Below are 23,389 nucleotides of genomic sequence, written 5' to 3' on the forward strand. Positions count from 1 at the left end.
TAAGACAGTAATGTGTAGCACCATAAATGGGGATTCGACGTCTACTTGCAGACCCGTTCTCACTATCGGAGTCGGAAGTTCGAACTCCTCGAACATCGTGAGACAATCCCGTCTGTCGTGTGCTCCGTATCCGTTGTGTGGATTCGTTTGTACTTGGACAGACGATGGATCGACGTTGGTCGTCAGCCAACAGTACACGCACCCGCCATCAGGGTCCGGGCCGATTATCGGACGACAGTTGGCCCTGCTTCGTGACTTGGCCACCACACTCCGGACATACCCCTTCTACGGTATCGAAGGTTTCACCGCACATCTGGCATTCAAATCGCGCATCACTCTTCGTCGTGAATAGCTCTTTGAGTTTGTTCACGAAACCCATTGGTGGTAATGTACACTCGTTGTGGAATCGGAAAAAGTCTGGGGGAGTACGTCGGAGGAGATGGATCGACGAGAGGAATAATCGCTCCTCAGTCGGCACCGAAGACGAGAACGACGGGATTTTCGCACGGTGCATAGATCTTCATCTCGCGTCCTTTCTCGGAGTACCGTGTCCCCGCGACCCTGATCAGGTCCGCTCCTTCGAGGGCGTCGACATGGTATGAGACCGTCTGAAGCGAGACATCGAGACGGGTAGCGAGCGCGGACGGCGTTCCCGGTTCCTCTGTAATTGCGACGAGGAGCGTTCGAGCGGTTTCGGATGACAGCGTACTCAAAACCGAGTCCATGTTCTGTTCATTGATATCCAACAATTCGATATCCCCCGCCTGTGCAGTATCGATATCGGGCGATGGTTCGGGTAGAAGAGCCATTATATCACCAACGCCGAAAAGTTGGATGCAAACTGTATAGTCTCTTGCGAAAAGAGACGGACGATGTACCGGTTCCGGAGAGTATCGGGCATACCGATTCGGTTGCTATTCCGGGCGACAGCGGATACCGTTTATCCGGTAGAAGAGCGTTCACTGAGGGTTCGCTCGATGTTCTGGACGGTCCGGTCGAGGTGTGATACGAAATCGTCGATAGTATCGTTGGTAACGCGATATTTGGGACAATCCAGGCTCACAGCACCGCAAACACGTCCATGAGGCTGATAAATTGGTTTGGCGACGGAATAGAGGCCGGTAACTACCTCCTCATCGTTGACGGCGTAGCCTCGCTCACGAGTGTTTTCGAGTTCCACGAAAAGCTCATCGGCGGTCGATATCGAGTGGTCGGTTTCACGGGGAAGTCCCCACTGATCCACGATTCTCTCTACGCGTGAGTCACCAAATTCGGCCAGGATGGCTTTCCCCGACGCGGTATTGTGCATATAAAACGTCCGCCGATCACTGAGAAACGTCGATCGGGAATCGTAAAGTTCGCTGAAGAGTGAGACGACTCGTCCATGTTCTTCGACACTGAAATCCGCTATTCGATTCGTTCGATCGTTGAGAGCAGTGATCTCTTCCTCGGCGATGTCGTAGATTTCCTTCCGGGAGATGACGTACTCCCCCAATTCGAAAAATTTCAGTCCCAGGTGGTAGAATTCGCCTTCCTTCACGACATATCGGGTGTCACGGAGGGTAGTCAGATGAGCGTGAACGGTACTTTTCGAGAGATCGAGTTCCTCGGTCAACTGGCGTAACCGAATACCATCGTGCGTCCTGATCGTCTCTATGACCGCTAAGGAAGTCTCGGTCGTCGATACCGACGAAGAGGATGTTCCATTCTGATTTTCCATGCCCATAGATAACATTGGACACCACTAATATGTTCGCTATACCCGAACTGGTTTAAACCTCGGTTGGCACCAATGGAGATTCTTTTTGGAGCGGAATCCCCGTCTCCGAAACCCTTGCTACCCGAGCACAAGCGATATGCCGCGTTTTGATGCGGTGGACAGTTATATGGGAATTCTCGATGAGGGCACCAATTTTGCCGTACAGTATTTAAGGGGGTGAGATTTAGCGGTGGTGTCACGGAGTAAAAATGGAACTCGGCCATATAAATGTTCGTTAGGATCGGAGTCTATATGGGCCAATCACCACATGAATTTCATAAAATTGGCGTAAAAACCTTAATATCCAATACTCACGAGTCATGGATTGTGTTCGCATACCTCACAAAATCACGATTTCGACGGATCATGGTTCCAGCGATCGTCTTCCAATCGGTAAGCGTTGGAGGAGGATTTTCGACGGGCCGGGAGGTGGTGGAGTACGTAGCGAAGTATGGGGCGCTTGGAAGCGTCGCGATTCTCACCTACGTGACGGTGCTTGCGATCTGTGGTGCCCTCGTTTACGAGTTTTCGAGGAGGTTCGACCTCTATGATTATAAATCGCTCATGAAGAACCTCATCTGGCACGGGTGGCCCGTCTTCGAGGCGATCTACGTGATTCTCGCCGTCGTCATTATCGCAGTCGTCGCCTCCGCAGGGGGTAACCTGATGAATCAGATCCTCGGCGTTCCGGTGTTCTTGGCAAACGTTCTTCTCATCGGATTCATCTTCTTCGTCCTCTACTTCGGACGCGAAGCCATCGAGCGATTTAGCGTCTACGGGACGACGTTCATTTACGCGGTGTATCTCGCCATGTTCGGATACGTCCTCGCAACCAACGGCGGACAGGCCCTCGATATCCTTCGAAGTGGGAGTACGGCATACGTGAACGATCCGAGCGTCGCTGCCGCGATCAAATCCGCGCTGATCTACGCCGGATATTCGCTCATCGGATTTATTCCACCGTTGTTCCTGATCGACCGGATGGAAAACCGTTCGGAAGCGGTCGTATCCGGTGTACTGAGCGCATTCATGCTTGGGATTCCCCTCGTTCTATCGTATCTATCCCTGCTGGCGTACTATCCCAACGGCGATGTGATGGGTGCGTCCGTGCCATGGTTGGAGATGCTCGATCCGCCCGTTCTGTTGGTGTGTTACGGAATCGCGATCGGATGGACGTTGACCGAAACCGGTGTCGGATTCGTTCACTCCATCACGGAACGCATCGATGAGGATATTAAAGAGTCAGATCATCGGTTCTTTGCCACCAGGGACGGTCTCTCGTCATTGGAACGTGGGTCAGTAGGACTACTGATCCTCCTCGGTGCGATCGCGCTCTCCCGAATCGGTATCATCAGCCTCGTCAGTGAGGTGTATCCGATTCTGGCCGTATTGTTCACCGCGGTACTCGTGATTCCCTTGCTCACCGTTGGACTCTATCGGCTATCGAATCCCGCATGGAAGCGCGAGTTTTGGCGAGAACGCGGTGCCGAAACCCAAAGTAGCGGCATCGAGGCCGAATGATGTACGGGTGGAGAAATCGGATCGGACTCGTCGTAACGTCGTCCGACAGAACGAGCGAGGGAGAGTACTTCCGGCACACACCCGATGGCGTCTCCGTACACGCGGCCCGCATGCTACTTGAGGATGGAGTCGCCGACGCGGAAACCTTGGAGCGAATGTCGGCCGATGTCGAGCGCTGTGCAAAATTGCTCAAAACGACCGATGTCGACGTTATCGCCTACTCCTGTACGACCGGTAGCCTACTCGAAGGCGAGGGATTCGAAACGGAGATCGAACGACGGATCGAAACGGTGGCCGGTGTGCCTGCGGTTGCGACGGCGGCGTCGATCAAGCGGGCGTTAGACGCACTCGATATCGAATCGCTTACAGTTGCGACTCCGTACATACCGGAGCTCAACGAGCTAGAAGTCGATTTCTTGGAGGATTCAGGCTACGAAGTGCTCGACATATACGGGTTGGGATGCCGGACCGACGAAGAAATCTGTGCCCACCACCCGGAGATGGCATATCGACAAGCCCGGGAAATGAACCGGGAGGATGCGGACGCGATATTCATCAGTTGTACGGGGTATCGAACGTTCGAGATCATCGACCGATTGGAACGGGATCTGGATAAACCAGTGATAACGAGCAATCAGGCGACGTTGTGGAATGCACTTCGGAAAATCGACGTCGATTATTCCGAGATCGAGTTGGGATCCCTCTTTCGACACTGAAAGTTCGGTTGTCGGCGGAGATGGCAAAGAACGCGTGAGTTTTACCCCCGACGGGGATTCACAGGCGCGATTCGTACTCGAATACGCCGTCGAACGCCCGTTCGAGGATGTTCTCCATGTCGTCCACATCGGTCAAACGAGGATTTCCGGTGAGACTTCCGTCTTCGAGTGCCTGCGCTGCCAACGAAGGAATCGCCTCGCGTTCGGCCGCCGTCTCGTTCAGCGTCCTGGGGATCCGGACCGAGTCACCCAGTTCGCGTACCGCACGAACGGCTTTGCAGGCCTCTAGCTGTGTTCGGCGGTTGCGGTCGATCGATTCGCCGAGGCGCTCCGCGATAGTACAGAACTCCTCGGGAACTTGTGGCAGGTTGTACTCCATCACGTACGGAAGGATGATCGCGTTGACCAATCCGTGTGGAACACCAAACTGACCGCCGACTTGGTGAGAGAGCGCGTGCACTGCGCCCAATCCAGCGCCGTTGAACGCCATCCCGGCCTGCATACTTGCCCTCGCCATCGCCGTGAGCGCAGCGGGGTCGCCGTCACGGTACTCGACGGCACGGGGGAGGAATTCGCCGACTTTCTCGACCGAATCGAGCGCGATAGCGGAGGTCTGACTTTGTGCCTTGATCGATACGTACGCTTCGATGGCGTGCGTCAACACGTCCATTCCAGTCGCCGCTTTTACCGGCGGTGGTGCGCTCGCCGTCAGATCGGGATCGATCAACGCGAGGTCGGCGAGGAGTTTCACGTCCCCGATTTCCTCTTTGACGTTGGTCTCGGAGTCCTTCACGATACACCAATGACCGACCTCGCTCCCGGTTCCGGACGTCGTTGGTATGTAGATACTCGGTGGGGGGGATTCCGGGACGTTTCCACTCCCTTCGTAGTCGAGAATGTGGCCGTCGTTCGCTGCGATGATCGATGCCGCTTTTGCGGTGTCCAACGACGACCCACCACCGATTCCGAGAATGAGGTTCGCGTCGGCGTCGTCGTAGGCATCCGCTGCCTCGTGAACGACTGTGTCAGTCGGATCCGGCTGAACACCGTCGAAGATGGCATACTCCTTTCCGGCTTCCTCGATCGATTCGAGTACCGGTTCGAGAACGCCCGCCTCGCGAACACCTTCGTCGGTCACGACGAGCGCACGTTCCGCATCGAATCGGTCGATGTACGAACCGACTTCGTCTGAAGCTCCGCGACCAAACAGGATCCTATTCGGGACGTTCCATTCCGCTAATTGTTGTGTCATTGTTATGGCACCGTGTTCTATGAGTATCGTGAATCCGGCACTGTGTGCAGCGTTCCGGTTACGGAGTAGATAGTACCAGTATTCGATTCATACCCGTTACTCCCCATACCTATGAGTATTTAAATAGTCACGGCGGCTCGCTTGGATTTCTTCGTTCGGGGAGTACACTGAGCGGGAATCGGTTTCATCCTTGTTCGATTCCCTGACGTCCGTCGCCCTGCTGACGTGGTTAATAGGGTTCCATCTCGCCGTGCTCGACGACGACGCTGTTTACGGTGGTGAACGCCTCGACACCCTCGTAACCGCCTTCCCGTCCCAGACCGCTCTCCTTGTTCCCTCCCCACGGGCTCTGGGGCATCGACACGGGGAACGTGTTGACTGCGACGAGGCCGTGGTCGAGTCGGTCAGCGATACGGGTGGCGTGCAACCCGTCGGTCCAGACGGACGCCGCCAGCGCGTACGGCGAGTCGTTCGCCACGGCGACGGCTTCATCGACCGATTCGACGCTCAGTATCGAGAGTACCGGGCCGAATATCTCCTCGCGCGCAATTTGCATGTCCGGCGTCACGTCATCGAACACGGTCGGTTCGACGAAGTATCCGTCCTGCAACTCCGGATCGTCCGGGACATTCCCACCGGTTCGGAGGGTCGCCCCCTCCTCCCGTCCCGCTTCGATGTAGCCGAGAATGTCGTCCTGTGCTCCCGCCGAGATGACCGGCCCCATATCAGTCGACGGATCGCCCCCCGGCCCGAGGGAGATACGTTCCGCTTCCCGGACCACGAGTTCGGTGAATTCCGCCTTCACGTCTTCGTGGACGATGGCGCGTGAGGTAGCGACGCAATTCTGCCCGGCATTGGAGAAGATTCCTCGGGCGACGCCGCGTGCCGCGTTCTCGACGTCGGTGTCGGGGAGGACGACCGCCGGAGCCTTCCCTCCGAGTTCCAGGTCGACCGGCGTGATGTTCGCTGCCGCAGCCTCCAGCACCTGTTGACCGACCGCAGTCGAACCGGTAAACGTGATCAGATCGACACCGGGATGATCACTCAGGGCCGCTCCAACCTCGCGCCCCGACCCTGGAACGAGGTTTACGACGCCGTCGGGGAACTCCTCGACGAGAATATTCCCGTACCACATCGTCGATAGCGGTGCTCGACTCGGTGGTTTCGCGACGACCGTATTTCCCGTGGCGAGGGCGGCCGCAATCCCCCGAGACCCCAACAGGAGCGGATAGTTCCACGGGATGATGTGTGCGGTAACGCCGTAGGGGACCCGTTTCGTGTAGTTGAGTCGATTCGTCGAAGTTGGGATCGTGTCACCTCGAACCTTGTCCACCACGCCCGCGAAGAAGCGAAACTGTTGGGCGGTTTCCATGACCTCGCCTTCGGCCGTGCCGAGACATTTCCCGGTCTCCGCGACGAGGAGTTCGCTGAGTTCGTCCCGATCCGCCTCGATCCGCTCGGCGACGGCACGTAATCCACGTTCTCGTCGGGCGGGGTCGCTCTCCGCCCACTCCTTTCGTAGACTCCGCGCAGCCTCGATCGCATCACTCGCGTCGGTTCGTGTTCCGGTCGAGACGGTACCGACTGTCTCTCCCGTGGCGGGGTTTTCGACGGAACGCTCGGTCCCATCTCGAACCTGCCCGTCGATTCGCATCTCGTAGCTGTGCATACCGGTCACAACCCTCGGATCCGGCCTAAATATTTCCCGGGTGATGTGGGACTGTTTATAAAATACGTCGGGAGAGCCGCCAGCAGACGGGGAGTCGGATCACTCGGAGGGTTCTCGAACGGTGTCGCCCGTCGAATCGCGCCGCTCGGCCATATCGGGGGCGGCGTCGTTCGTCGCCGCGTTCTGCTGGTTCAGAGCGAAATCCTCCTCCGGTGCCCGCACTAGCCGGTGGCGACCCCTGACAGCGAAATAGATGATCCCACCCGCATACCACAGCGCCGCTCCGATAACGCCGAACCGATACGACGGGTTCAGGAAGAGGAACACGAAGGTAACGGCCGCGATAACGATTGCGACCACCGCACCGAACACGCCGACCGGACTCCGATACGGTCGCCTGAGGTTCGGATACTCTCGCCGGAGCAGGATGAACGCCAACGACTGCATGATATACGAGATCATGGCGCCGAACACCGCCATGTTCAACAGGACCGCTCCCACAGGACTGTCGCTCGGCGTGAGCCAGATCAACAGCGCCGCGACGTAGCCGATCAACGAACCGGCGATCAAAGCGACGTGTGGCGTATCTCGCTCGTCGTGGGTGACGGAGAGCCACTGTGGGAAGTATCCCGCCCGGGACAGCGAGTAGATGTTACGCCCGAACGCGAAGATGATCGCGTGAAAGCTCGCCACCAATCCTGCCACGGCGATCAACGAGAGCAACGCCGCACCGACGCTGCCGGGGAATATGGTTTTGAAGCCCAAGAACAACGGATTATCCGCTTGGCCGACCTTTGCCGCACCGGGTGCGATGCCGCTGTTGAGGAACAACGTCAGGAACGCCGTGATGATCAGCGTCACGATGCCCAGTATCGTCGCTTTGGGCAGGTCACGTTCCGGATCGTGTGCCTCTTCCGCCGCAAGCGGCAGTTCTTCGATCGCGAGGAAAAACCAGATTGCGAACGGCAACGCCAGGAAGATACCCTTGATGCCTTTCGGTAATAGCTTGCTCTGACCCGAATCAGCAGGCACATTTAGGGCCCAGTCGAACGAAAAGTGCGGAATCGCACCGATGAAAAAGACCGCCAATATGCCCAACGCGAGAAAGGTGATGAAGACGGTGAACCGGAAGCTTTCCTTGACGCCCACTATGTTGAGTCCGACGAAAATACCATAGAATATCGCCCACCAAACCGGCGCGGGCATCGAAAAACTGAGCAAGGCCTGCGTAACCGAGTTCATGTAACCGCCGATACCGACGACGATGACAGCGGTGGTGATGATGTACTCCATGTTCTCACCCAAGCCGGTGATAAAGCCACCCCAGGGACCCATGGCCGTCCGTCCGAACGAATAGGCTCCACCGGTGTGAGGCAGCGCTGGTGCCATTTCCGCGATGGAAAAACAGAGGCCCAGATACATGACGGCGATGATGACCGTGGCGATGACGAGGCCCATGAACCCACCGGCAGCGAGACCGAAATTCCAGCCGAAGAAATCGCCCGAGATGACGGCACCGACGCCGAGTGCCCACAGCGACCAAATCTTCGCATGCCGCCGTAAGCCACGATCTTCGAAATAACTATCATCCACATCGTTGTACGTAACGCTACCCCCTTCTTTATCTGACATTGTTCCAACTCTGAATTATCTATGATCTCCTAAACTGTATCTCCGGCATTTTGGGAGCACTTATCAGCGCGCGCCGAGTCCGTGCGGAGACGTTGGCGCAGAATTCGTCGTCCGGGCTATCAACGCCGATGAAATATTTCAAAATTTTCAGTTATCCACAACCATATAGGGATACGCTGGTTCTATTTCCGCCATGATCGAATACTCGTTTAGAATAAAGCACGAGGGATGCTGGACCAACAGTTTCAACGATGCGTTCCCGAACGCGCGTGCATCCATCATCTACTCCTATCTCGTTCACGGAACGAGCGTCACGATGATCGAGGTGACGCAGGTCGAAGACGGAGAGATCGACGACCTCGTCGATTGGCTAGAGGACCATCCGGTGATGAACACGAGTCGACTCGTCAGTTTCACCAGCGCCACCAACCGGGGCGTCGTCTGTCTAGAAGGCGATTACGACACCGAGACCGAACCGGTACTGAACGTACTACTCGGAAACAGTTGTTTCCCGACGATACCGGCGACCGTCGCCGATGGGTGGGAACATTGGGACGTCCTCGCCCCGACGCACGAACAGGTGAGTCGCGCTCACGAGGAGTTACAGCAACTAGGCACCGTACAGATCGACTCGCTGCACTCCCCCGAGTTCGAGGGAATGTTCATGGGACTCCTCGAAGTCAAGAAAGCGATACAGAACCTCTCCGCTCGGCAACTCGAAGTGCTCTCGCTCGCCATAGAAGAAGGATACTACGACTCCCCCCGTTCGTGTAAACTCAAAGATTTAGCCGAACACGACCCGACGGGCGTCTCGACCGTCGGAGAACATCTTCGCCTCTCGGAGGCGAAGATTCTGAAAGCGATCGGTCCGATGCTGGACCAACCCGCAAAGGACTAGAACTCGTCCCGATACTCCTCGCGTTCCCATTCGGTCACGTGGTCCATCGATCGGTCGAACTCGTCCCGCTTTAACTGTATGAACTCCTCGACGAGCGCCGAACCGAGGGCATCCTCGATCACTTCGTCGTTCTCGAGGTGTTCGAGTGCCGCCCAGAGGGTACGGGGGAGACTCTCGTAGCCTTCGTCGTAGGCATTCTCGATCGTTGGCTCTCCCGGATCGATCTCGTTTCGGATACCGTCCAGCCCAGCCGCGAGCGAGGCTGCGAGGCCGAGATACGGGTTACACGACGAGTCGGGTACCCTGTGTTCGATACGCGTCGCCGAATCGAGCTCGGGGGGTAGGCGAACCACCGTCGAACGGTTGTCCGGTCCCCATGCGATATTGACCGGGGCCCAGATACCCGGGAGGAGCCGTTTGTACGAGTTGACAGTCGGAGCACAGATCGCTGTCAGCGCTTTCATGTGTTCGAGGAGGCCACCGACGAAATGCCGTCCCGTCTCGGAAAGCCCGGACTCCCCGGCGGGATGCTTTCCCGCGGGAAAGCGGATATCGTCGGTGTCGCTTTTGAACTCGTTCTCCGACCCCGTACGGTCCCACAGACTGAGGTGGAGATGCATCCCATTGGCGTCCTCGTGTGAGTGCGGTCGGGGCATGAGCGTCGTTTTACATCCGTGCTGCCGCGAGACGGATTTGAGCATATGGCGGAGAAACATGACGGTATCCGCCGTCCGCAGGGCCTCGTCGTACTCGATGTTGATCTCGTACTGCCCCGGTTGGGATTCCTGATGGACACCGAGAACGTGGCCCCCTGCTGCTTCCATCGCGTTCGTCCAATCGCGGATGAGGTCCGATCCCATGTCGAGGGCATCGAGGTCGTAGGAACAGCGGTCGTTGTAGGGGACCCATCCACCATCGTCGTCCGGACGCAGGAGCGAGAACTCGGTTTCGACACCGACAAGTGCCGTGTATCCCTCCGACTCGAGGTCTTCGAGGACGCTCCTGAGCGCACTCCTGCTGCAGAGGTCGAAGCGTGAGCTATCGACGTTGGTCAGGTCCGTGAAGACCGCTGCCGTGTCGTCGGCCCACTCTATCGGCATCACGGAGTCGGCGTCGGGGACCGCCATCATGTCGCCCGCTTCGGCACCGTATTTCGGGTCGTCGAGGAGTCCAGGTTCGAGGGTCAGTTCGGCGACCCCGTTGGCGAACCCGACTCCCTCTTCGATCGCGTGTGCGGCTTCGTCACCGGAGAGGGAGATTCCGCGTGCAACGCCATTGATGTCGGTCCAGACCAGGCGTATGGTTTCGTAATCTGAAAGGGAAATCATTGGGACGCTTTCTCATCGTTGTATCGGGGCATATGTGTTTACCCCCAAACTTGCGATTTATTAATAATCGACTTCGGCGCTGAATGCAGACGCGGGAAATACTACTTCCACGACGAAAACGGAACGGAGGACGACTACGGGCGGCGTATCCAGACGGATAGACCGACCGAAAGCACGTATTCGACCGTGTGAGTTCTCTACTGCCGTACTAACTGTACCCCGTTTCAGACCACTTCCCATATTGATAATAAATCCGCACAATAGTGTCGGTTTAGACTGCATTTAATATCGTTAATAACGAATGAACTGTTCGAAAATGAGTTCGAACAGTCACGCAAGAGTTCAAAACAGCGAAATTCATCTGGACGACCGAGCGGGTCTATAACCAACCGGTGATTCCACCCAGTCGATGTCAAAGAATAATCCATCTCGACGGACATTTATGAAGACGACGGGCGTTCTCGCAGCGATCGGAGTCGGTGGCGCCATACCCGCGAGCGCGGAAACGGCAATTCCCGAAGCGCCGGTGCCGAACGACACCGACGAACTTACGTACGCGACGATGGGAACGGATCCGAACAATCCCACCGCGACCGTATATGGCAACTTCAAATGCCCGTTCACCCAAAAATTCGTCCGAGAGGGCAATCTCGAAGCGGTACTGAACGAATACGTCACATCCGGTGAAATGAACCTACGGTTTCGGGCGCTCGCATACCAACCGCCGGGGACATCCTCGCACGGTACCTCGACCTACTACATCTCCGATAGCGATCCGCTGATCTCTGAATCCGCATTGAGCGTCTGGGACGTCTCGCCGGACGATTACTGGCAATTTTTCGACTACATGTTTTCGGGTCTCATCTCCGGAAACGTCTCGTTCAGCGAGATGAAAGGCCGCATGCAGACGGCAGACGTCTCCGATCGAGGAACGATCATCGACCGCGCCTCCTCCGGCCGATTCGATGATACTGTGGAAGAAAACCGCTACGATGCCGGTGATTACGGAGTCACGTTCACTCCAACGATGGTTCTCGATGGGGAAACGATCGCTCCCCATCACGATACCGATACCTTACTGAACTGGATCGGAGGTCAGCTTTCGAGTGCGAGTGACTTCTCGCCCGAAGAAACGACCACGTCCGAAAGTTCGTCGGAATCCACGGATTCGAACGATACATCGAACTCGGAGGATGGGTCGAATTCGGATGCTGCATCCGACTCTACGGATTCCGAAGACACTCAGTCGTCTAGTAATGACGAAGATAGCTCCAAGGATACCACGGCAGGAGGGACGAAGGAGGATTCCGATCAGTCATCCGAATCCTCGAAGGCAGGAAGTCAGTCCTCGGCGGCGGAGACTCAGAGTTCGACGTCTAAATCGAAGGACGCATCGACGAACGACGAGGATAATCCCATCGATAGCTCCGAGCCAAGTACCGATGACGTTCAAAATGAAACGATCTCTATCAGAGAGATCTGCCGTATCATCTTGAACCCTGTCTGATTATCCTCCGAGGTGATCGACCCGTCTTGTGAAGCAAAATGAATCTATTCCAATTTGAAGCGCAATCTATAGTGGTAAACTGCAATCTCAAACTGTTGTGAACAATTCCTCAGAAAATACATTACTGGCTGTCACAATTTATACGATGTTGATTGAGAAGTCGTCCGGTGATCAGCGTCGACGAATTTCCCAGAGAATCGACAAACGACCGGTGGTTACGAGATTTCGAGACGGCAAATAGAATCGGAACCACAATTTGGACACGTTTCGGCAGTCCCACAGAGCGTTTTTCCACACCTCCGACACTCAACGACGGTATCTGATCGATCATCAGATACGAAGAGGTGGTGGATGCGAGGTACGATTCTCATATCAATCCCTCTTGTCAATCAGTAATAAGCTTTGTGGATGGTTACCAATCCAACATGTCTTTCCGTTCCACGAACCGTGCAATTCTTGCCGAAGCGTGATACAAGCGGTGGATAACAAAAACACAAAACACTTACCAGCGCGATTTATATCAATGTATATGGACGTCTCGACAACCATTCCGGAAGGGAGTGTCGCTGAAAGGGTCGTACTGGTCCCACTGACGGCGATCTTTACGACGCTATTGATCGTAACAGTCACGGCTGTACTACTTACACAGCGGCAGTTCGAGACTGCCTATCATTGGCTCGTCTTCGACTGGCGGGAACCGATATAATCCTCTCATAGTTACCGGGTCCGTTCCAGTCACGGTTTGCCGGTTCGCCATCGTCTTCGTCGTTCTCCGAGCGAAACTATCGAACGCTCCGTCGTCGATGTCTTTGTCGATGGCAACCGTGCTTACGGACGGTGTTGCGATAGAAGTGGTACACGGGGACGGAAGGACCATCGGGGTGGCACGTCTGTATTCAGGATGGTGTGATCGTGTGCCGGCTTGGTTTGAAACGCCGTCCGAGCCACGTCACGGCCACAGCGAACAGGTAGTACGTTACGATGAGACCGGCGTCCCAAAGATACCTCCCCGAACCGGGAACGATCGGATCGATGGCGTAGACGACGTTCTCAAGCCCCCAGAGATTATCATACAGAACGAGCATGAGGAGGTACGCTGGGACGAATAACACCCGAGGGAGTTCCCCATAGCTGTAGATATCGACCACATCGGGGAGGTGCCACGTCAGCGCTAGGAAGGCGAATAGAAGCAGGGTCGATCTTGCCGTCCACGCCGATCGGGTGTTAGGCGACTGCTGTCCATCTGTCCCGTTCGAGAGATACTCGGCCAGCGAACGAAGGTCGTCCGTTTCCAGACCGAATGCTCGAACGTCGTTCTCTCGGACCGTGTTGTCGAACTGGAGTGACCGATACTGGTCGGTTCCCATGGGGAACCCCGGAAGTTTGTCACCGACGTGTAACCCGAGTTTGACGAATACCATCGGTATCGGAACGACCCTGATCGACGTACCGTCGGCTTGGTAGACCAACCGTGTTACGTCGGCGAGCGTGAGTACGTCCGGACCGCCGAGTTCGTAGACTTCCTCGTCGTGCTCGTCGTTTTCGACCGCATCCACGAGCATCGGGGCCAGGTCGCCGACCCACAGTGGTTGGAAACGGGTCGTTCCACCGCCCGGGAGGCCGGTTACGTATGGGGTCGTGAGCATCTTCGTGAAGTCGATGAACTCGCCACCGTCGCCGAAGATTACAGATGGACGAATGAGTACCCAATCGAGAGCGGCGTCGCGAACCGTTCGTTCCGCCGCACCTTTCGCTCGGAGATAGGCCGTCGGGCCATCGGGATCCGCACCGAGGGCACTCATCTGTACGAGTTTCCGGACGTCGTGTGCTTCTGCCGCTTCGACCACGTTTTCGGTGCCATCAGCATGGACGCGCTCGTGCATCCCTTCCCCGCCATCCGGCGTGAACAGTGGCGAAAGGGCCACGAGATTGACGACGACTTCTTGCTCGGCGAACGCTCCTTCGATCGAACCGTACTCGGTCACGTCTCCATTCGCTACTCGAACGGTGTCCGCGGGGAGATCGTTCTCTGCCGCACGCGCAAGAACGGTCACCGCGTGCCCTCGATCCACCAATTCGCGAACGACGTTAGTACCGATAAATCCGGTACCGCCGACGACCAGGACGTTCATACGCATAGCTTTATCTGCGGGACAATTTACGATATCTGCCGACGTACGTGCCAATCAGTGGCGTCTCCGCCAGTCACCGTCCATGGCGAATCGTTCCTGCAAAACCCGCGTGATACTCCTCAGGGTCCGAGCGAAAACGGGAGTGAAAACGAGGGCTCGATCAAATCGGCCTGTCCGCGGTACCGTTCGAACAATTCCTCGCCCCACTGGAGGAACTCCGTATCGGTCGAATGGACGCACGCTTCGAGGTGGCCTCCACTGTCGTATGCCCCCATTAGAAGCTGGTCGTCACCGAGGGTGAGGCCGAACCCGAGGCTATTCGGATACCGGTAGAGGTCGAGGACACCGACGCTCACGACGATTTTAAATTCGGTCGGATTCAGACTGCGTGCTCGATCGATCGTGTCTTCGGCCATCACCAGTTCGGTGTGGACGCCATCCAGTGCTAGTTCGGCGTGGACGTCGTGGAACAACCGGCTGAGAACCGGCGAAATCATTCGAATATGGTCGGAGTCGAACTCCCGGACGCGTTCGAGGTATGCATGGATCGGTGCTTGCGGATTTTCGGGGGAGACTGTGACGAGGGAAGCGCCATCTAACCACCGTGGATCGGGAGAGTGTTCGATATCGGGGAGATTCCTGAGAAACGGCCCAAACGTCTCGATTCGGTCCAACGCCTTCAAGTAGGTCGTGTGTTCGTCGACGATGCAGTCACCGATCGTCGTGAGTCGATACGTGCCACCGCTTTTGGTCGCCCAGCCACGTTCGACGAATTGACCGAGATGGCGTTGAATGCTCCGCCGGGAGAGGGACAGTACGTCGGCGAGTTCCGCTGGCGATCCGGGCTGTTTCCTGAGATGAGTGAGCAACTCTCGGCGTTCCGGAGAACCGGCGAGGAATCGAGCGAGATCGTTTGACATCCTAGCGGTCACTACGCTTCCACTTCCAAAAAATAAGTTGCTCTTCGATAGCAGAACGGGGTCGACGGAACTGCAATCACCGAGGCAGATTCGAGCAGGAGGAATGGCCCTGCCTGCAACCGAGTGATTCATCCACACGTCGTTTTGGCCGTTTGATTATCCTCGAAAATGGCAGTTTGCATGGTACATCGATAGGTGATACCGTCCCCGTCGGGCACACGAATCGGTTTGCCGACTCCGAGCGGGTTAACGACGAGTTGTGTATGGACTGCAATGGTGGAACGCTCATCGTTACGAACGTGCGATCGGAACCAGTCATCGACTTTGTCATTGTTCATCGTGACCGGGATGACGACGTCCCGGGTTTCCCCCGGCAATAGAAGCTTCCGTTTCGTCGCGTTCGCTGAAAGGACACCGCTTCCCGAGTGAAACATGGGTATGCCGTTTACGTCTGCTCTCATTCTGAGTCCGGTTGGATCGACGACGATCGGAACCGTCTTGCTCGGATTGTGAATTCGAAATCGCACTAGGACCGTCGTCCGATTCCGATTGACTCGCCCCAGCGTCGTCTCGACGTCCTGCACCTCCGCGCCGACGGTCACGTTCCGATGAACAGGACCAACGTCGACCCGCCGAGTACGGACGTACTTCCCTTCCGTTTTTGCGGCGGCGTGTGAGAGCGAATCGAGAATGGGTGCTTGGTTTGCAAACTGGGTATGCGTCTTTGAGACGTGATACGACCAATTTTTGACGGGCGTAGCGATGTGAAGGGTCCCCTGAGCAGTCGCATGGATCGTTTCGTTCGCCTCGATGAAATTCACCCACCAGTCCTTCAGCCGGTCATTTTGGATGTATGTAGACTGTGTTTGTGTCGTGTTCCCGCGGGGAAGGTCGACCCTGTTTCGAGTTCCCTTCGCAACGGTGACTCCGTTGAGAGAAATCGAGTAGCGTGCGTGCAGTGTGTTGCCAGTTGTAAAATCGATGGGGTACGGGTTGGTTGTCCAGAACGTGGTAACGACCTCGGTTTGGTGAGGAGTGACGCTACCCCAATCTCCGAAGTCCTGAACGCCAGCGGTTGGTTTCGGTACTGCCCCGCTCGTCACCGCGAAGTATCCACTTCCGGCGAGAACGAGTATCACTAGTACACCACCGATAACGAGGTTTCGTATTCGTGTCATGAGTGTTCGAATCTTTCCGAATCGATCGTCAGCGACCTCGGTCCACAGTACGACGGGAGAATGTGTTCCAAGGAGCGTAATTCCCTTGGCTATCTCTTTGTAATTATCCACATAATTTCATTAGTAGACCGATATGAACGACTCCGAGATGGGGAAACATTCACATTCTACCGTCGAAGATAGTGAGAACCCGTCCAGCAACGGGTTCGACTGCGATATTTTCGTGTTCGATCGAGTTTCGACGTGTCTGTTCGAGGATTTGTCGATCCAGTCAGACAGTTTCGTGAAGACTGTTTCATTCCGTTCGTGGTAGAAATCTCAACAGAAGGAACCGCATAACAATACCGGATGCGGCCATTGACTGCAATGCGAGCGCCGTAGGACGTGGACTCTATCGCCAGGTTCCTACGCGTTCGAGCATCGCTGAGCAAACAACGCCATGTCGCACGTCAAACATACGCTAGCCTGGCTGTGCCCACTCTCCTGGCATAGCCAATCTACGCTTCGATGGAGAGATATCCGAGGAGAACGGGTTGCTTGTTGGTAGAAGCACCATCGACACCGCGTCGATGGCGGCCACCTCGTGGCCCCGGTGGTTCGATTCCACCCCCGTTCGTTTTCCCAGTAGCGATTTCCCCACCCGGAAGGCCCATTTCCAACGCTCGTTGGGTTATTCCCTACGTCGGGAACAGTGAGACGATTGGATCACGAATTTGGCCGAACATGGATTTCGAATCCCTCGGCAGTTCGAACATTTCGTCGGGGTTGTATGGGAATATTTGAATAGTATACACCAATACAAGATAGTATGGCAGATGTCTTCGCTACTAATTTGATCGGGATGACAACCATCGGAACGCATGGAACTACCCTGGGAGAGGTCTCTGATATTACAACGAACGTGAATGTGGGGGAACTCTTGCACCTCGTTATCGACCCCGATGAAACCGCCGATCAGGATAGCATCGATATAGCTGTCGATGAGAACGATTTCTTCGAATTGCCCATCGATCGGATTCACGCCGTCAATGACTATATCGTCGTAGAATTGTGATTATCCGTCTACATCAAAAAGACGGTCGTCACGATGAACCAGGAGACGGAGTTTCCGGCGGTGACTGCTCGATGAGACGCAGATGAGAGCAACCACTGTCGTCGTCGCTGGTCGTCCGATCGCTTTTTGCAGTATGTGGCTGGCTACCAACATTCAATACGATTTTATAACATTCTGAAACGACGGAAGTGATACGAGAGGTCATCAATCATGAGATTTTCCCCGGAGTAAGGAGCTTCTCGGTTTACGCATCGGTCACGCTGTGGTCCGTACACGTAGCAGCAGTCGCTATGAAGACTGGACTTGATAGAAAACCGATTCACGAAAACCGATTTCGAACCTGACGGACGCCATGTCTAAAAACGGTGACGGGGCTGCTGGTGGGAGGCGTTCCTGATACGCGTTAGCGGTATCGCTGCGCTGAGAGACGGTGTATCGCCCGCGAATCGATTCAACCGACTGCACGAGTAGATATCTATGAAACAACCACCCCGAAAACGATTACCCCACGAACAGAGCCATCAGAGTACCGGTCGTCCGCCACCAGGGCAGCAGGATTCGATAGACGCGGTCGTCGTGACCCTACTCGGACTCCCCCTGTACCTGGTAGTGGGACTGTTGGTGAGCACGGCCCCGGTCCTTGCTGTAGTGGTCGCGGCGATTGCTGGAATCGCCACGCTTTCCGTCGTTATCCCCTACGTCACCATTCGGATCGTCACGATAGTGCTCGAACGACGGAGTCCGAACAGTCAATCGATACGGAACAACACGGAACTGAACGAGAGTTCGAATCCCGAATAAACCGCCGAATGGACCATCCCTCTTTTCGTCGCTTTGGACGCTCAGACGCAAACAGTCAACTTGCTCCAAGGGCCGTACTCCAGAGCCAAGCTACCGGTGTCGTATTCATCCGAGCGTCGATCACGTCGTATATCTTGACCCGGTAAAATCCTAAGAAATAGGCACAATAGGTAACTCAGTTAACTATTTTTATCCGTGATCCCGTTCCGCCGATTCTCAGCGAAATCACCACAACATCTATCACGAATCTTGGTGAAGTTGTGGTGCTATGCAGACCGCAAGATGGCACGGACAACGTGACATTCGCGTCGAAGAGACGGAGGAATCGAGTGTTGGAGCGACGGATGTACGTGTGGAGGTCGATACGTGCGGGATCTGTGGCTCCGATTTACACGAGTACGCAGCAGGACCCATATTCATCCCCGAAGGAGATCCACATGCGATTTCAGGTGAACAGGCACCGATCACGATGGGACACGAGTTCAGCGGTGTTATCAGTGAGGTAGGGGAGGACGTGGAAAACCTTACCGAGGGTGACGCAGTGGCGATCAATCCCATCCTCTATTGTGGCGAGTGTCGCCAATGTCGGGAGGGAAATTATCATATCTGTGATTCCGGTGGTTTCGTCGGTCTGTCCGGTGGCGGCGGTGGGTTCGCCGAAAACGTGGTTGTGAGTGCAGAGAAGGCAGTTCCACTCGGGGAGGACGTTCCGCTCGAACACGGCGCGCTAGTCGAACCGTTGAGCGTTGGTCTCCATGCCGTTCGTCGATCGGGTATCAGTGCAGGCGACACCGTCGCGGTCTTCGGCAGCGGCCCCATCGGCCTGTCGGTGATTCAATGTGCACGGGCGGCCGGTGCCAGACGGATCTTCGTTTCGGAACCCCGGGCGGCCCGCCGTGACCGAGCGGCGGACTCCGGGGCCGACCATCTCATCGACCCAACCGAGGTCGATGCCGTCGACGAAATACGCTCATCGTCCGACGGTGGAGTCGACGCGGCGTTCGAAGTCGCTGGCATCGAACCGACGTTCAACGCCGCGCTCGAAAGCACACGACCGGGTGGGACCGTTACCGTGGTGAGTATCTGGGAAGAGACGGTGAATATGCCCCCGAATACACTCGTCCTCGGCGAACGGACACTCACCGGAACGCTCGCATATCTGGGAGGACCTCGCTCGAACGAGGAATACGGGATGGTTATCGATATGCTCGCGGACGGGACGCTCGATCCGGATCCGCTCGTTACCGACCGCATCGATCTCGATGATATCGTCGACGAGGGGTTCGAATCGCTCCTCGACGAAGGGAGCGATCAAGTGAAAATCTTCGTCAAACCGTAATTTTCACTCCGGTTCATTTGAGTCACATGATTCCAACGGACTGCACATTACCTTCTCAAAATTATGACAACTAGTTTGGTGGCGTCCGTGTAAAACCGATGGCGGTGTGCCGTGACTCCGAAACAAATGTTTATCAAATCTGATGTCGATCTACTGACTCATGGATTACACTGTGATCTCGAACCGGTCCACAGGAGGTCGGCCATAGATGTGTACTCGCCTCTCATATCTCGGACCTGATGACCGCACTCTCACCGCCCGGTCGATGGACTGGAAAGTGGATATCGGAACGAACATTTGGACGCTCCCCCGTGGCATAGAGCGCGATGGCAAGGTCGGACCGGCCTCGTTGACCTGGACGGCTCGGTATGGAAGCGTGGTCGCTACTGCCTTCGACGAGGTCACGACGGACGGCGTGAACGAAGCAGGTTTAGTAGCCAACTTGCTTTGGTTGCCCGAATCGGAATATCCGGACTGGGACGGCGAGTCATCCGCAATGTCGATTTCTCTGTGGGCGCAGTATATGCTGGATAATTTCGAAACCGTCGCCGAGGCCGTAGAGAACGTTCGACAGGAGGATTTTGCAGTCGTAACCGCCCAAGTTCCGGGCGAAGATCGGTTGGCTGCACTCCACCTCTCGCTATCGGACGCCACCGGTGACAGTGCGATTATGGAATTCGTCGATGGGGAGTTGGTCGTCCATCATAGCCACGATTACCAAGTCATGACCAACTCGCCGACCTTCGACAAACAGCTCGCATTGGCTGAGTACTGGAAAGAGATCGGTGGAACGGTCATGCTTCCCGGAACGAACCGTCCTGCGGATCGGTTCGTAAGAGCCCGTTTCTACGCGGACGCGATTCCTCACGTCGAGGATCGGCGTACTGCGACTGCAAGCGTATTTAGCGTCATTCGAAACGTATCCGTGCCGTACGGTATCAGCACGCCGGATGAACCCCACATCTCGTCGACGCGCTGGCGAACGGTCGTGGATCACAAGGACCTGATCTACTACTTCGAGTCGGCGCTCACGCCCAACGTCTTTTGGATCGAATTGGACGACATCGACGTCTCTTCCGAAGCGGATGCGCGAGTTCTCGAATTGGGATCGAATCAGTCCAACACCTTCTCGGGAGAAGTGTCCGATCGAATGATTGCTAGCGAGCCGTTTACGTTTCTCGGGGCCCCGCCGAGTAGCAATCACGTCATCGTGGTTTCGAACGCCGAATTTGGAAGAGATAACCCACACAACACTGGTGAGTCACGGAGCTAAATATCGTGGTCGATCAAATTCAGGATTGATACCGAACACGGCTACCTTTCCCGCGGGTCTGTGTATCGTGGTTAATCAACTACACTTACATGAACTTCCTAGTACCATTTCCGAGATCTAACAAATTATGGACGTATAAACGAATCACCTCTCACGAGGTGAATTTGTGGTCTTTTCTTATTTCCACATGTTTTACCAGAATATTTTTTATACAAACAGGGAATCTATTCTTTTATCTTTGGTCATAAACTAATGAGTGAGGAGTTCAGTTGATCAATCATCGATAGATGCATTCTCAAACTAGTTCATGATCCGTATGGAAACGGCGTCTCGGGAAGGATCGGATTTGGCTTACCGAATCATCTGTGCAACGTATTCGACTACTTCGCCGTGTCGTTTGCCGTTCGTTGCGACGATACCCTCGGCGTCCGGCGTCCAGCGGGTGCCATCGATATCGGTTACCGTTCCACCTGCCTGTTCGACCAGATAGACCCCTGCGACCGTGTCCCACGGATTTGGCTCCGGTTGCGTCGAGACGGCAGCGTCGATGGTACCGCTAGCGACCATTCCTAGCGTCACCTGTGCGCAGCCGAAACGCCGCAAATCGCCAAATTGGCGTATCAATCCCCGAAGAAGTTTCCCGAACTCCCCATCACGTTCGGAGCCGTACCGGAGAATGGGCGCGACAATGAACTGCTCGGGGTCGGTTTCCGTACTCACCGCGGTTCGCTCGCCGTTCAGCATCGTGCCGTTCGAATCCGCGGTGTAGACATCGTCCACGGCCGGAGCGACGGTCGTCGCGGCGACGGTTTCGTGATCACGGACGGCGGCTACCGTCGTCGTCCAGAGGTGAACCCCTCTGACGAAGTTCGTCGTCCCGTCGATGGGATCGATGACCCAAGCGTTTCCGTCATCGGGAAGGGACTTGCGTTCGTCCTCTTCCTCGCCGACGATGGTCGCTTCCGGATATCGGTCTTTGATGATTTCGATGACACGGTGTTGCGTGTCGGTGTCCGCTTGCGTGACGAAGTCCATCTTCGAATCCTTGGTTTCGACGTCCAACTCGGTTCGGAACTGTCTGTGAGCGACGGTTGCACCCTCTACTGCCGCACGGAATGTGGTATCTTGTCGTGTCATGGTTGCCGTTTTCGTCGTGTACGTTCGAATCCCATCATATTACATATTATCGCCGGACAGCCGGGGAAACAATCTAACTGGTGAAATCAGACGATTCGAGCCCCTGATTTTTCGAATACCCACGCCTCTTCGGTCTCGAAATCCACCTGAACGCGGTCTGTGTACTGTGAGATTTCTCCTTGTGACGTGAGCGCCGAGAGGGAAATTCCGTTTGCGGATAGGTGGATCGCATCCCTGTCGCCGAGCGGTTCGATCACGTCGACGTCTGCAACGAACGTGTCTCGACCACTATCGAGACGCAGGTACTCGGGTCGAATACCGTAAACGACGGTTTCTCCCACGCGGTCTTTCATCACCGCGGTTTGCTCATCCGTCGCGGGAATCGTGCCGAGGTCGGTAACGAAAGACAGACCAGTCGAATCGCGTTCGACCGTCCCCTCGATCAAGTTCGGCGACGGCGACCCGATAAAGTCGGCGACGAAGCGGTTCGTGGGGTCGTTGTAAATGTCGTACGGACTTCCGATCTGTTGCACGTGACCGTCGTTCATCACGACGATTTTGTCGCCGAGCGTCATCGCCTCTTCCTGGTCGTGTGTGACGAAGATCATGGACGTGTTCAGTTCACGCTGGATCTTCTTGACTTCGACGCGCATGTGGTCCCGAAGGTTGGCGTCGAGCGCGGAGAACGGCTCATCGAGCAGAAACGCGGCGGGTTCCATCACCATCGCACGACCTAGCGAGACGCGCTGTTGTTGTCCACCGGACAACGCCGAGGGCTTTCGATCCAACATCGAAGCGATGTCGAGCGTTTCCGCCACCTCCTCCACACGTCCGTTCTTTTCGTCCTTGGAGAGGTCCGTGTTCATGTCGAGACCGAACCGCATGTTTTTCCGCACGCTCATGTGTGGAAACAGGGCGATGCTCTGGAAGACGAACGCGAGGTTTCGATCCTTCGATTTCAGTCCCGTAATGTCCTCATCGTCCACGAGGATGTGACCGTCATCGGGTTCTTCGAGCCCGGCAATGCAACGAAGCGTGGTTGTTTTTCCACATCCCGATGGCCCGACGAAGACGACGAACTCCCCCTCGTCGATGTCGATGTTCACGTCGTCGCACGCGACGATTTGTCCGTCGTTGAACGTTTTCCGAACTCCATCGATTTTGATGTGTGCCGTCCCACTCGCTCCGGAGGGTTGGTTGACGTTCGATTCCACTGTCGATTCGTTCGAACCGGTCTCGTCTGTTGCTTGCGTCATTGTTGGATGTGTTCTCG

At 55.8% G+C, this 23,389-nt stretch carries 19 protein-coding genes; 10 read left to right on the top strand and 9 right to left on the bottom strand.

Annotation, left to right across the window (positions count from 1 at the left end):
- Window positions 1-467: 467 nt before the first annotated feature.
- A complete protein-coding gene (locus NKF25_RS05190; protein ID WP_253225641.1) occupies window positions 468-809 on the bottom strand; it encodes a helix-turn-helix domain-containing protein in 342 nt (113 codons plus the stop codon).
- A gap of 272 nt (window positions 810-1,081) precedes the next feature.
- On the opposite strand from NKF25_RS05190, the gene NKF25_RS05195 reads away from it, so the two are divergent.
- From NKF25_RS05195 to NKF25_RS05210, 4 genes are all read left to right on the top strand, one after another.
- Complete coding sequence (locus NKF25_RS05195; RefSeq protein WP_253225642.1) at window positions 1,082-1,261, top strand: hypothetical protein; 180 nt, start codon at window positions 1,082-1,084, stop codon at window positions 1,259-1,261.
- A gap of 123 nt (window positions 1,262-1,384) precedes the next feature.
- On the top strand, window positions 1,385-1,624 hold the full coding sequence (locus tag NKF25_RS05200) for a hypothetical protein (RefSeq protein WP_253225643.1): 240 nt from the start codon (window positions 1,385-1,387) through the stop codon (window positions 1,622-1,624).
- Window positions 1,625-2,125: 501 nt separating this feature from the next.
- Complete coding sequence (locus NKF25_RS05205) at window positions 2,126-3,280, top strand: hypothetical protein (protein ID WP_253225644.1); 1,155 nt, start codon at window positions 2,126-2,128, stop codon at window positions 3,278-3,280.
- Window positions 3,277-3,996 (top strand): maleate cis-trans isomerase, encoded by a 720-nt coding sequence (locus NKF25_RS05210; RefSeq protein WP_253225645.1) that lies wholly within the window; start codon window positions 3,277-3,279, stop codon window positions 3,994-3,996. Before NKF25_RS05205 ends, NKF25_RS05210 begins: the two co-directional genes overlap by 4 nt.
- A 58-nt stretch (window positions 3,997-4,054) precedes the next feature.
- On the opposite strand, the gene NKF25_RS05215 is transcribed toward NKF25_RS05210, so the two are convergent.
- The 3 genes from NKF25_RS05215 to eat form a co-directional block, all read right to left on the bottom strand.
- Complete coding sequence (locus tag NKF25_RS05215) at window positions 4,055-5,248, bottom strand: iron-containing alcohol dehydrogenase (RefSeq protein ID WP_253225646.1); 1,194 nt, start codon at window positions 5,246-5,248, stop codon at window positions 4,055-4,057.
- A 229-nt stretch (window positions 5,249-5,477) separates the two neighbouring features.
- Window positions 5,478-6,917: an aldehyde dehydrogenase family protein gene (locus NKF25_RS05220; RefSeq protein ID WP_253225647.1), complete on the bottom strand. Its 1,440-nt coding sequence runs from the start codon at window positions 6,915-6,917 to the stop codon at window positions 5,478-5,480.
- Window positions 6,918-7,016: 99 nt separating this feature from the next.
- Complete coding sequence (eat, locus tag NKF25_RS05225; RefSeq protein WP_253225648.1) at window positions 7,017-8,549, bottom strand: ethanolamine permease; 1,533 nt, start codon at window positions 8,547-8,549, stop codon at window positions 7,017-7,019.
- Between the two features lie 193 nt (window positions 8,550-8,742).
- Between eat and NKF25_RS05230 the strand changes: the two genes are divergently transcribed.
- Entirely contained in the window at window positions 8,743-9,447 is a 705-nt protein-coding gene (locus NKF25_RS05230; protein ID WP_253225649.1) for a helix-turn-helix domain-containing protein, read from the top strand.
- Here the strand turns inward: NKF25_RS05230 and NKF25_RS05235 are convergent.
- The gene (locus tag NKF25_RS05235) at window positions 9,444-10,775 is read right to left on the bottom strand and encodes a glutamine synthetase family protein (protein WP_253225650.1); all 1,332 of its coding nucleotides are present in this window, start codon (window positions 10,773-10,775) and stop codon (window positions 9,444-9,446) included. The genes NKF25_RS05230 and NKF25_RS05235 overlap by 4 nt on opposite strands.
- Before the next feature lie 442 nt (window positions 10,776-11,217).
- On the opposite strand from NKF25_RS05235, the gene NKF25_RS05240 reads away from it, so the two are divergent.
- Window positions 11,218-12,282: a thioredoxin domain-containing protein gene (locus NKF25_RS05240; RefSeq protein WP_253225651.1), complete on the top strand. Its 1,065-nt coding sequence runs from the start codon at window positions 11,218-11,220 to the stop codon at window positions 12,280-12,282.
- 896 nt (window positions 12,283-13,178) lie between these two features.
- Here the strand turns inward: NKF25_RS05240 and NKF25_RS05245 are convergent.
- Together NKF25_RS05245 and NKF25_RS05250 are read right to left on the bottom strand one after the other, a co-directional pair.
- Window positions 13,179-14,414, bottom strand: a complete 1,236-nt coding sequence (locus tag NKF25_RS05245) for a complex I NDUFA9 subunit family protein (protein WP_342766308.1) — start codon at window positions 14,412-14,414, stop codon at window positions 13,179-13,181.
- 119 nt (window positions 14,415-14,533) lie between these two features.
- Window positions 14,534-15,334, bottom strand: a complete 801-nt coding sequence (locus tag NKF25_RS05250; protein WP_253225652.1) for a transcriptional regulator FilR1 domain-containing protein — start codon at window positions 15,332-15,334, stop codon at window positions 14,534-14,536.
- Window positions 15,335-17,320: 1,986 nt separating this feature from the next.
- Here NKF25_RS05250 and NKF25_RS05255 point away from each other — a divergent pair.
- The 4 genes from NKF25_RS05255 to NKF25_RS05270 all read left to right on the top strand — a co-directional run bounded on the left by NKF25_RS05255 (window position 17,321) and on the right by NKF25_RS05270 (window position 20,979).
- Window positions 17,321-17,566: a PRC-barrel domain-containing protein gene (locus NKF25_RS05255; RefSeq protein ID WP_253225653.1), complete on the top strand. Its 246-nt coding sequence runs from the start codon at window positions 17,321-17,323 to the stop codon at window positions 17,564-17,566.
- Window positions 17,567-18,043: 477 nt separating this feature from the next.
- Window positions 18,044-18,367 carry a hypothetical protein gene (locus tag NKF25_RS05260; RefSeq protein ID WP_253225654.1) on the top strand — a complete coding sequence of 108 codons (324 nt, stop codon included), beginning with the start codon at window positions 18,044-18,046 and terminating at the stop codon, window positions 18,365-18,367.
- A gap of 268 nt (window positions 18,368-18,635) precedes the next feature.
- On the top strand, window positions 18,636-19,706 hold the full coding sequence (locus NKF25_RS05265) for a 2,3-butanediol dehydrogenase (protein WP_253225655.1): 1,071 nt from the start codon (window positions 18,636-18,638) through the stop codon (window positions 19,704-19,706).
- Window positions 19,707-19,914: 208 nt separating this feature from the next.
- Entirely contained in the window at window positions 19,915-20,979 is a 1,065-nt protein-coding gene (locus NKF25_RS05270) for a linear amide C-N hydrolase (RefSeq protein ID WP_253225656.1), read from the top strand.
- A gap of 351 nt (window positions 20,980-21,330) precedes the next feature.
- On the opposite strand, the gene NKF25_RS05275 is transcribed toward NKF25_RS05270, so the two are convergent.
- Entirely contained in the window at window positions 21,331-22,116 is a 786-nt protein-coding gene (locus tag NKF25_RS05275; RefSeq protein ID WP_253225657.1) for an inositol monophosphatase, read from the bottom strand.
- Between the two features lie 86 nt (window positions 22,117-22,202).
- Entirely contained in the window at window positions 22,203-23,372 is a 1,170-nt protein-coding gene (locus NKF25_RS05280) for an ABC transporter ATP-binding protein (protein WP_253225658.1), read from the bottom strand.
- Window positions 23,373-23,389: the final 17 nt, after the last annotated feature.

Origin of the sequence: Haladaptatus sp. AB643, from assembly GCF_024136975.1 — an archaeon.
Taxonomy (GTDB): domain Archaea; phylum Halobacteriota; class Halobacteria; order Halobacteriales; family Haladaptataceae; genus Haladaptatus.

Coding starts and splice junctions, on each gene's coding strand:
- NKF25_RS05230 (WP_253225649.1), top strand. CDS start 8,743: ATGATCGAATACTCGTTTAGAATAAAGCACGAGGGATGCTGGACCAAC.
- NKF25_RS05200 (WP_253225643.1), top strand. CDS start 1,385: ATGTTCTTCGACACTGAAATCCGCTATTCGATTCGTTCGATCGTTGAG.
- NKF25_RS05235 (WP_253225650.1), bottom strand. CDS start 10,775: ATGATTTCCCTTTCAGATTACGAAACCATACGCCTGGTCTGGACCGAC.
- NKF25_RS05270 (WP_253225656.1), top strand. CDS start 19,915: ATGTGTACTCGCCTCTCATATCTCGGACCTGATGACCGCACTCTCACC.
- NKF25_RS05255 (WP_253225653.1), top strand. CDS start 17,321: ATGGCAGATGTCTTCGCTACTAATTTGATCGGGATGACAACCATCGGA.
- NKF25_RS05220 (WP_253225647.1), bottom strand. CDS start 6,917: ATGCACAGCTACGAGATGCGAATCGACGGGCAGGTTCGAGATGGGACC.
- NKF25_RS05250 (WP_253225652.1), bottom strand. CDS start 15,334: ATGTCAAACGATCTCGCTCGATTCCTCGCCGGTTCTCCGGAACGCCGA.
- eat (WP_253225648.1), bottom strand. CDS start 8,549: ATGTCAGATAAAGAAGGGGGTAGCGTTACGTACAACGATGTGGATGAT.
- NKF25_RS05215 (WP_253225646.1), bottom strand. CDS start 5,248: ATGACACAACAATTAGCGGAATGGAACGTCCCGAATAGGATCCTGTTT.
- NKF25_RS05210 (WP_253225645.1), top strand. CDS start 3,277: ATGATGTACGGGTGGAGAAATCGGATCGGACTCGTCGTAACGTCGTCC.
- NKF25_RS05280 (WP_253225658.1), bottom strand. CDS start 23,372: ATGACGCAAGCAACAGACGAGACCGGTTCGAACGAATCGACAGTGGAA.
- NKF25_RS05240 (WP_253225651.1), top strand. CDS start 11,218: ATGAAGACGACGGGCGTTCTCGCAGCGATCGGAGTCGGTGGCGCCATA.
- NKF25_RS05205 (WP_253225644.1), top strand. CDS start 2,126: ATGGTTCCAGCGATCGTCTTCCAATCGGTAAGCGTTGGAGGAGGATTT.
- NKF25_RS05265 (WP_253225655.1), top strand. CDS start 18,636: ATGCAGACCGCAAGATGGCACGGACAACGTGACATTCGCGTCGAAGAG.
- NKF25_RS05260 (WP_253225654.1), top strand. CDS start 18,044: ATGAAACAACCACCCCGAAAACGATTACCCCACGAACAGAGCCATCAG.
- NKF25_RS05275 (WP_253225657.1), bottom strand. CDS start 22,116: ATGACACGACAAGATACCACATTCCGTGCGGCAGTAGAGGGTGCAACC.
- NKF25_RS05245 (WP_342766308.1), bottom strand. CDS start 14,414: ATGAACGTCCTGGTCGTCGGCGGTACCGGATTTATCGGTACTAACGTC.
- NKF25_RS05195 (WP_253225642.1), top strand. CDS start 1,082: ATGAGGCTGATAAATTGGTTTGGCGACGGAATAGAGGCCGGTAACTAC.
- NKF25_RS05190 (WP_253225641.1), bottom strand. CDS start 809: ATGGCTCTTCTACCCGAACCATCGCCCGATATCGATACTGCACAGGCG.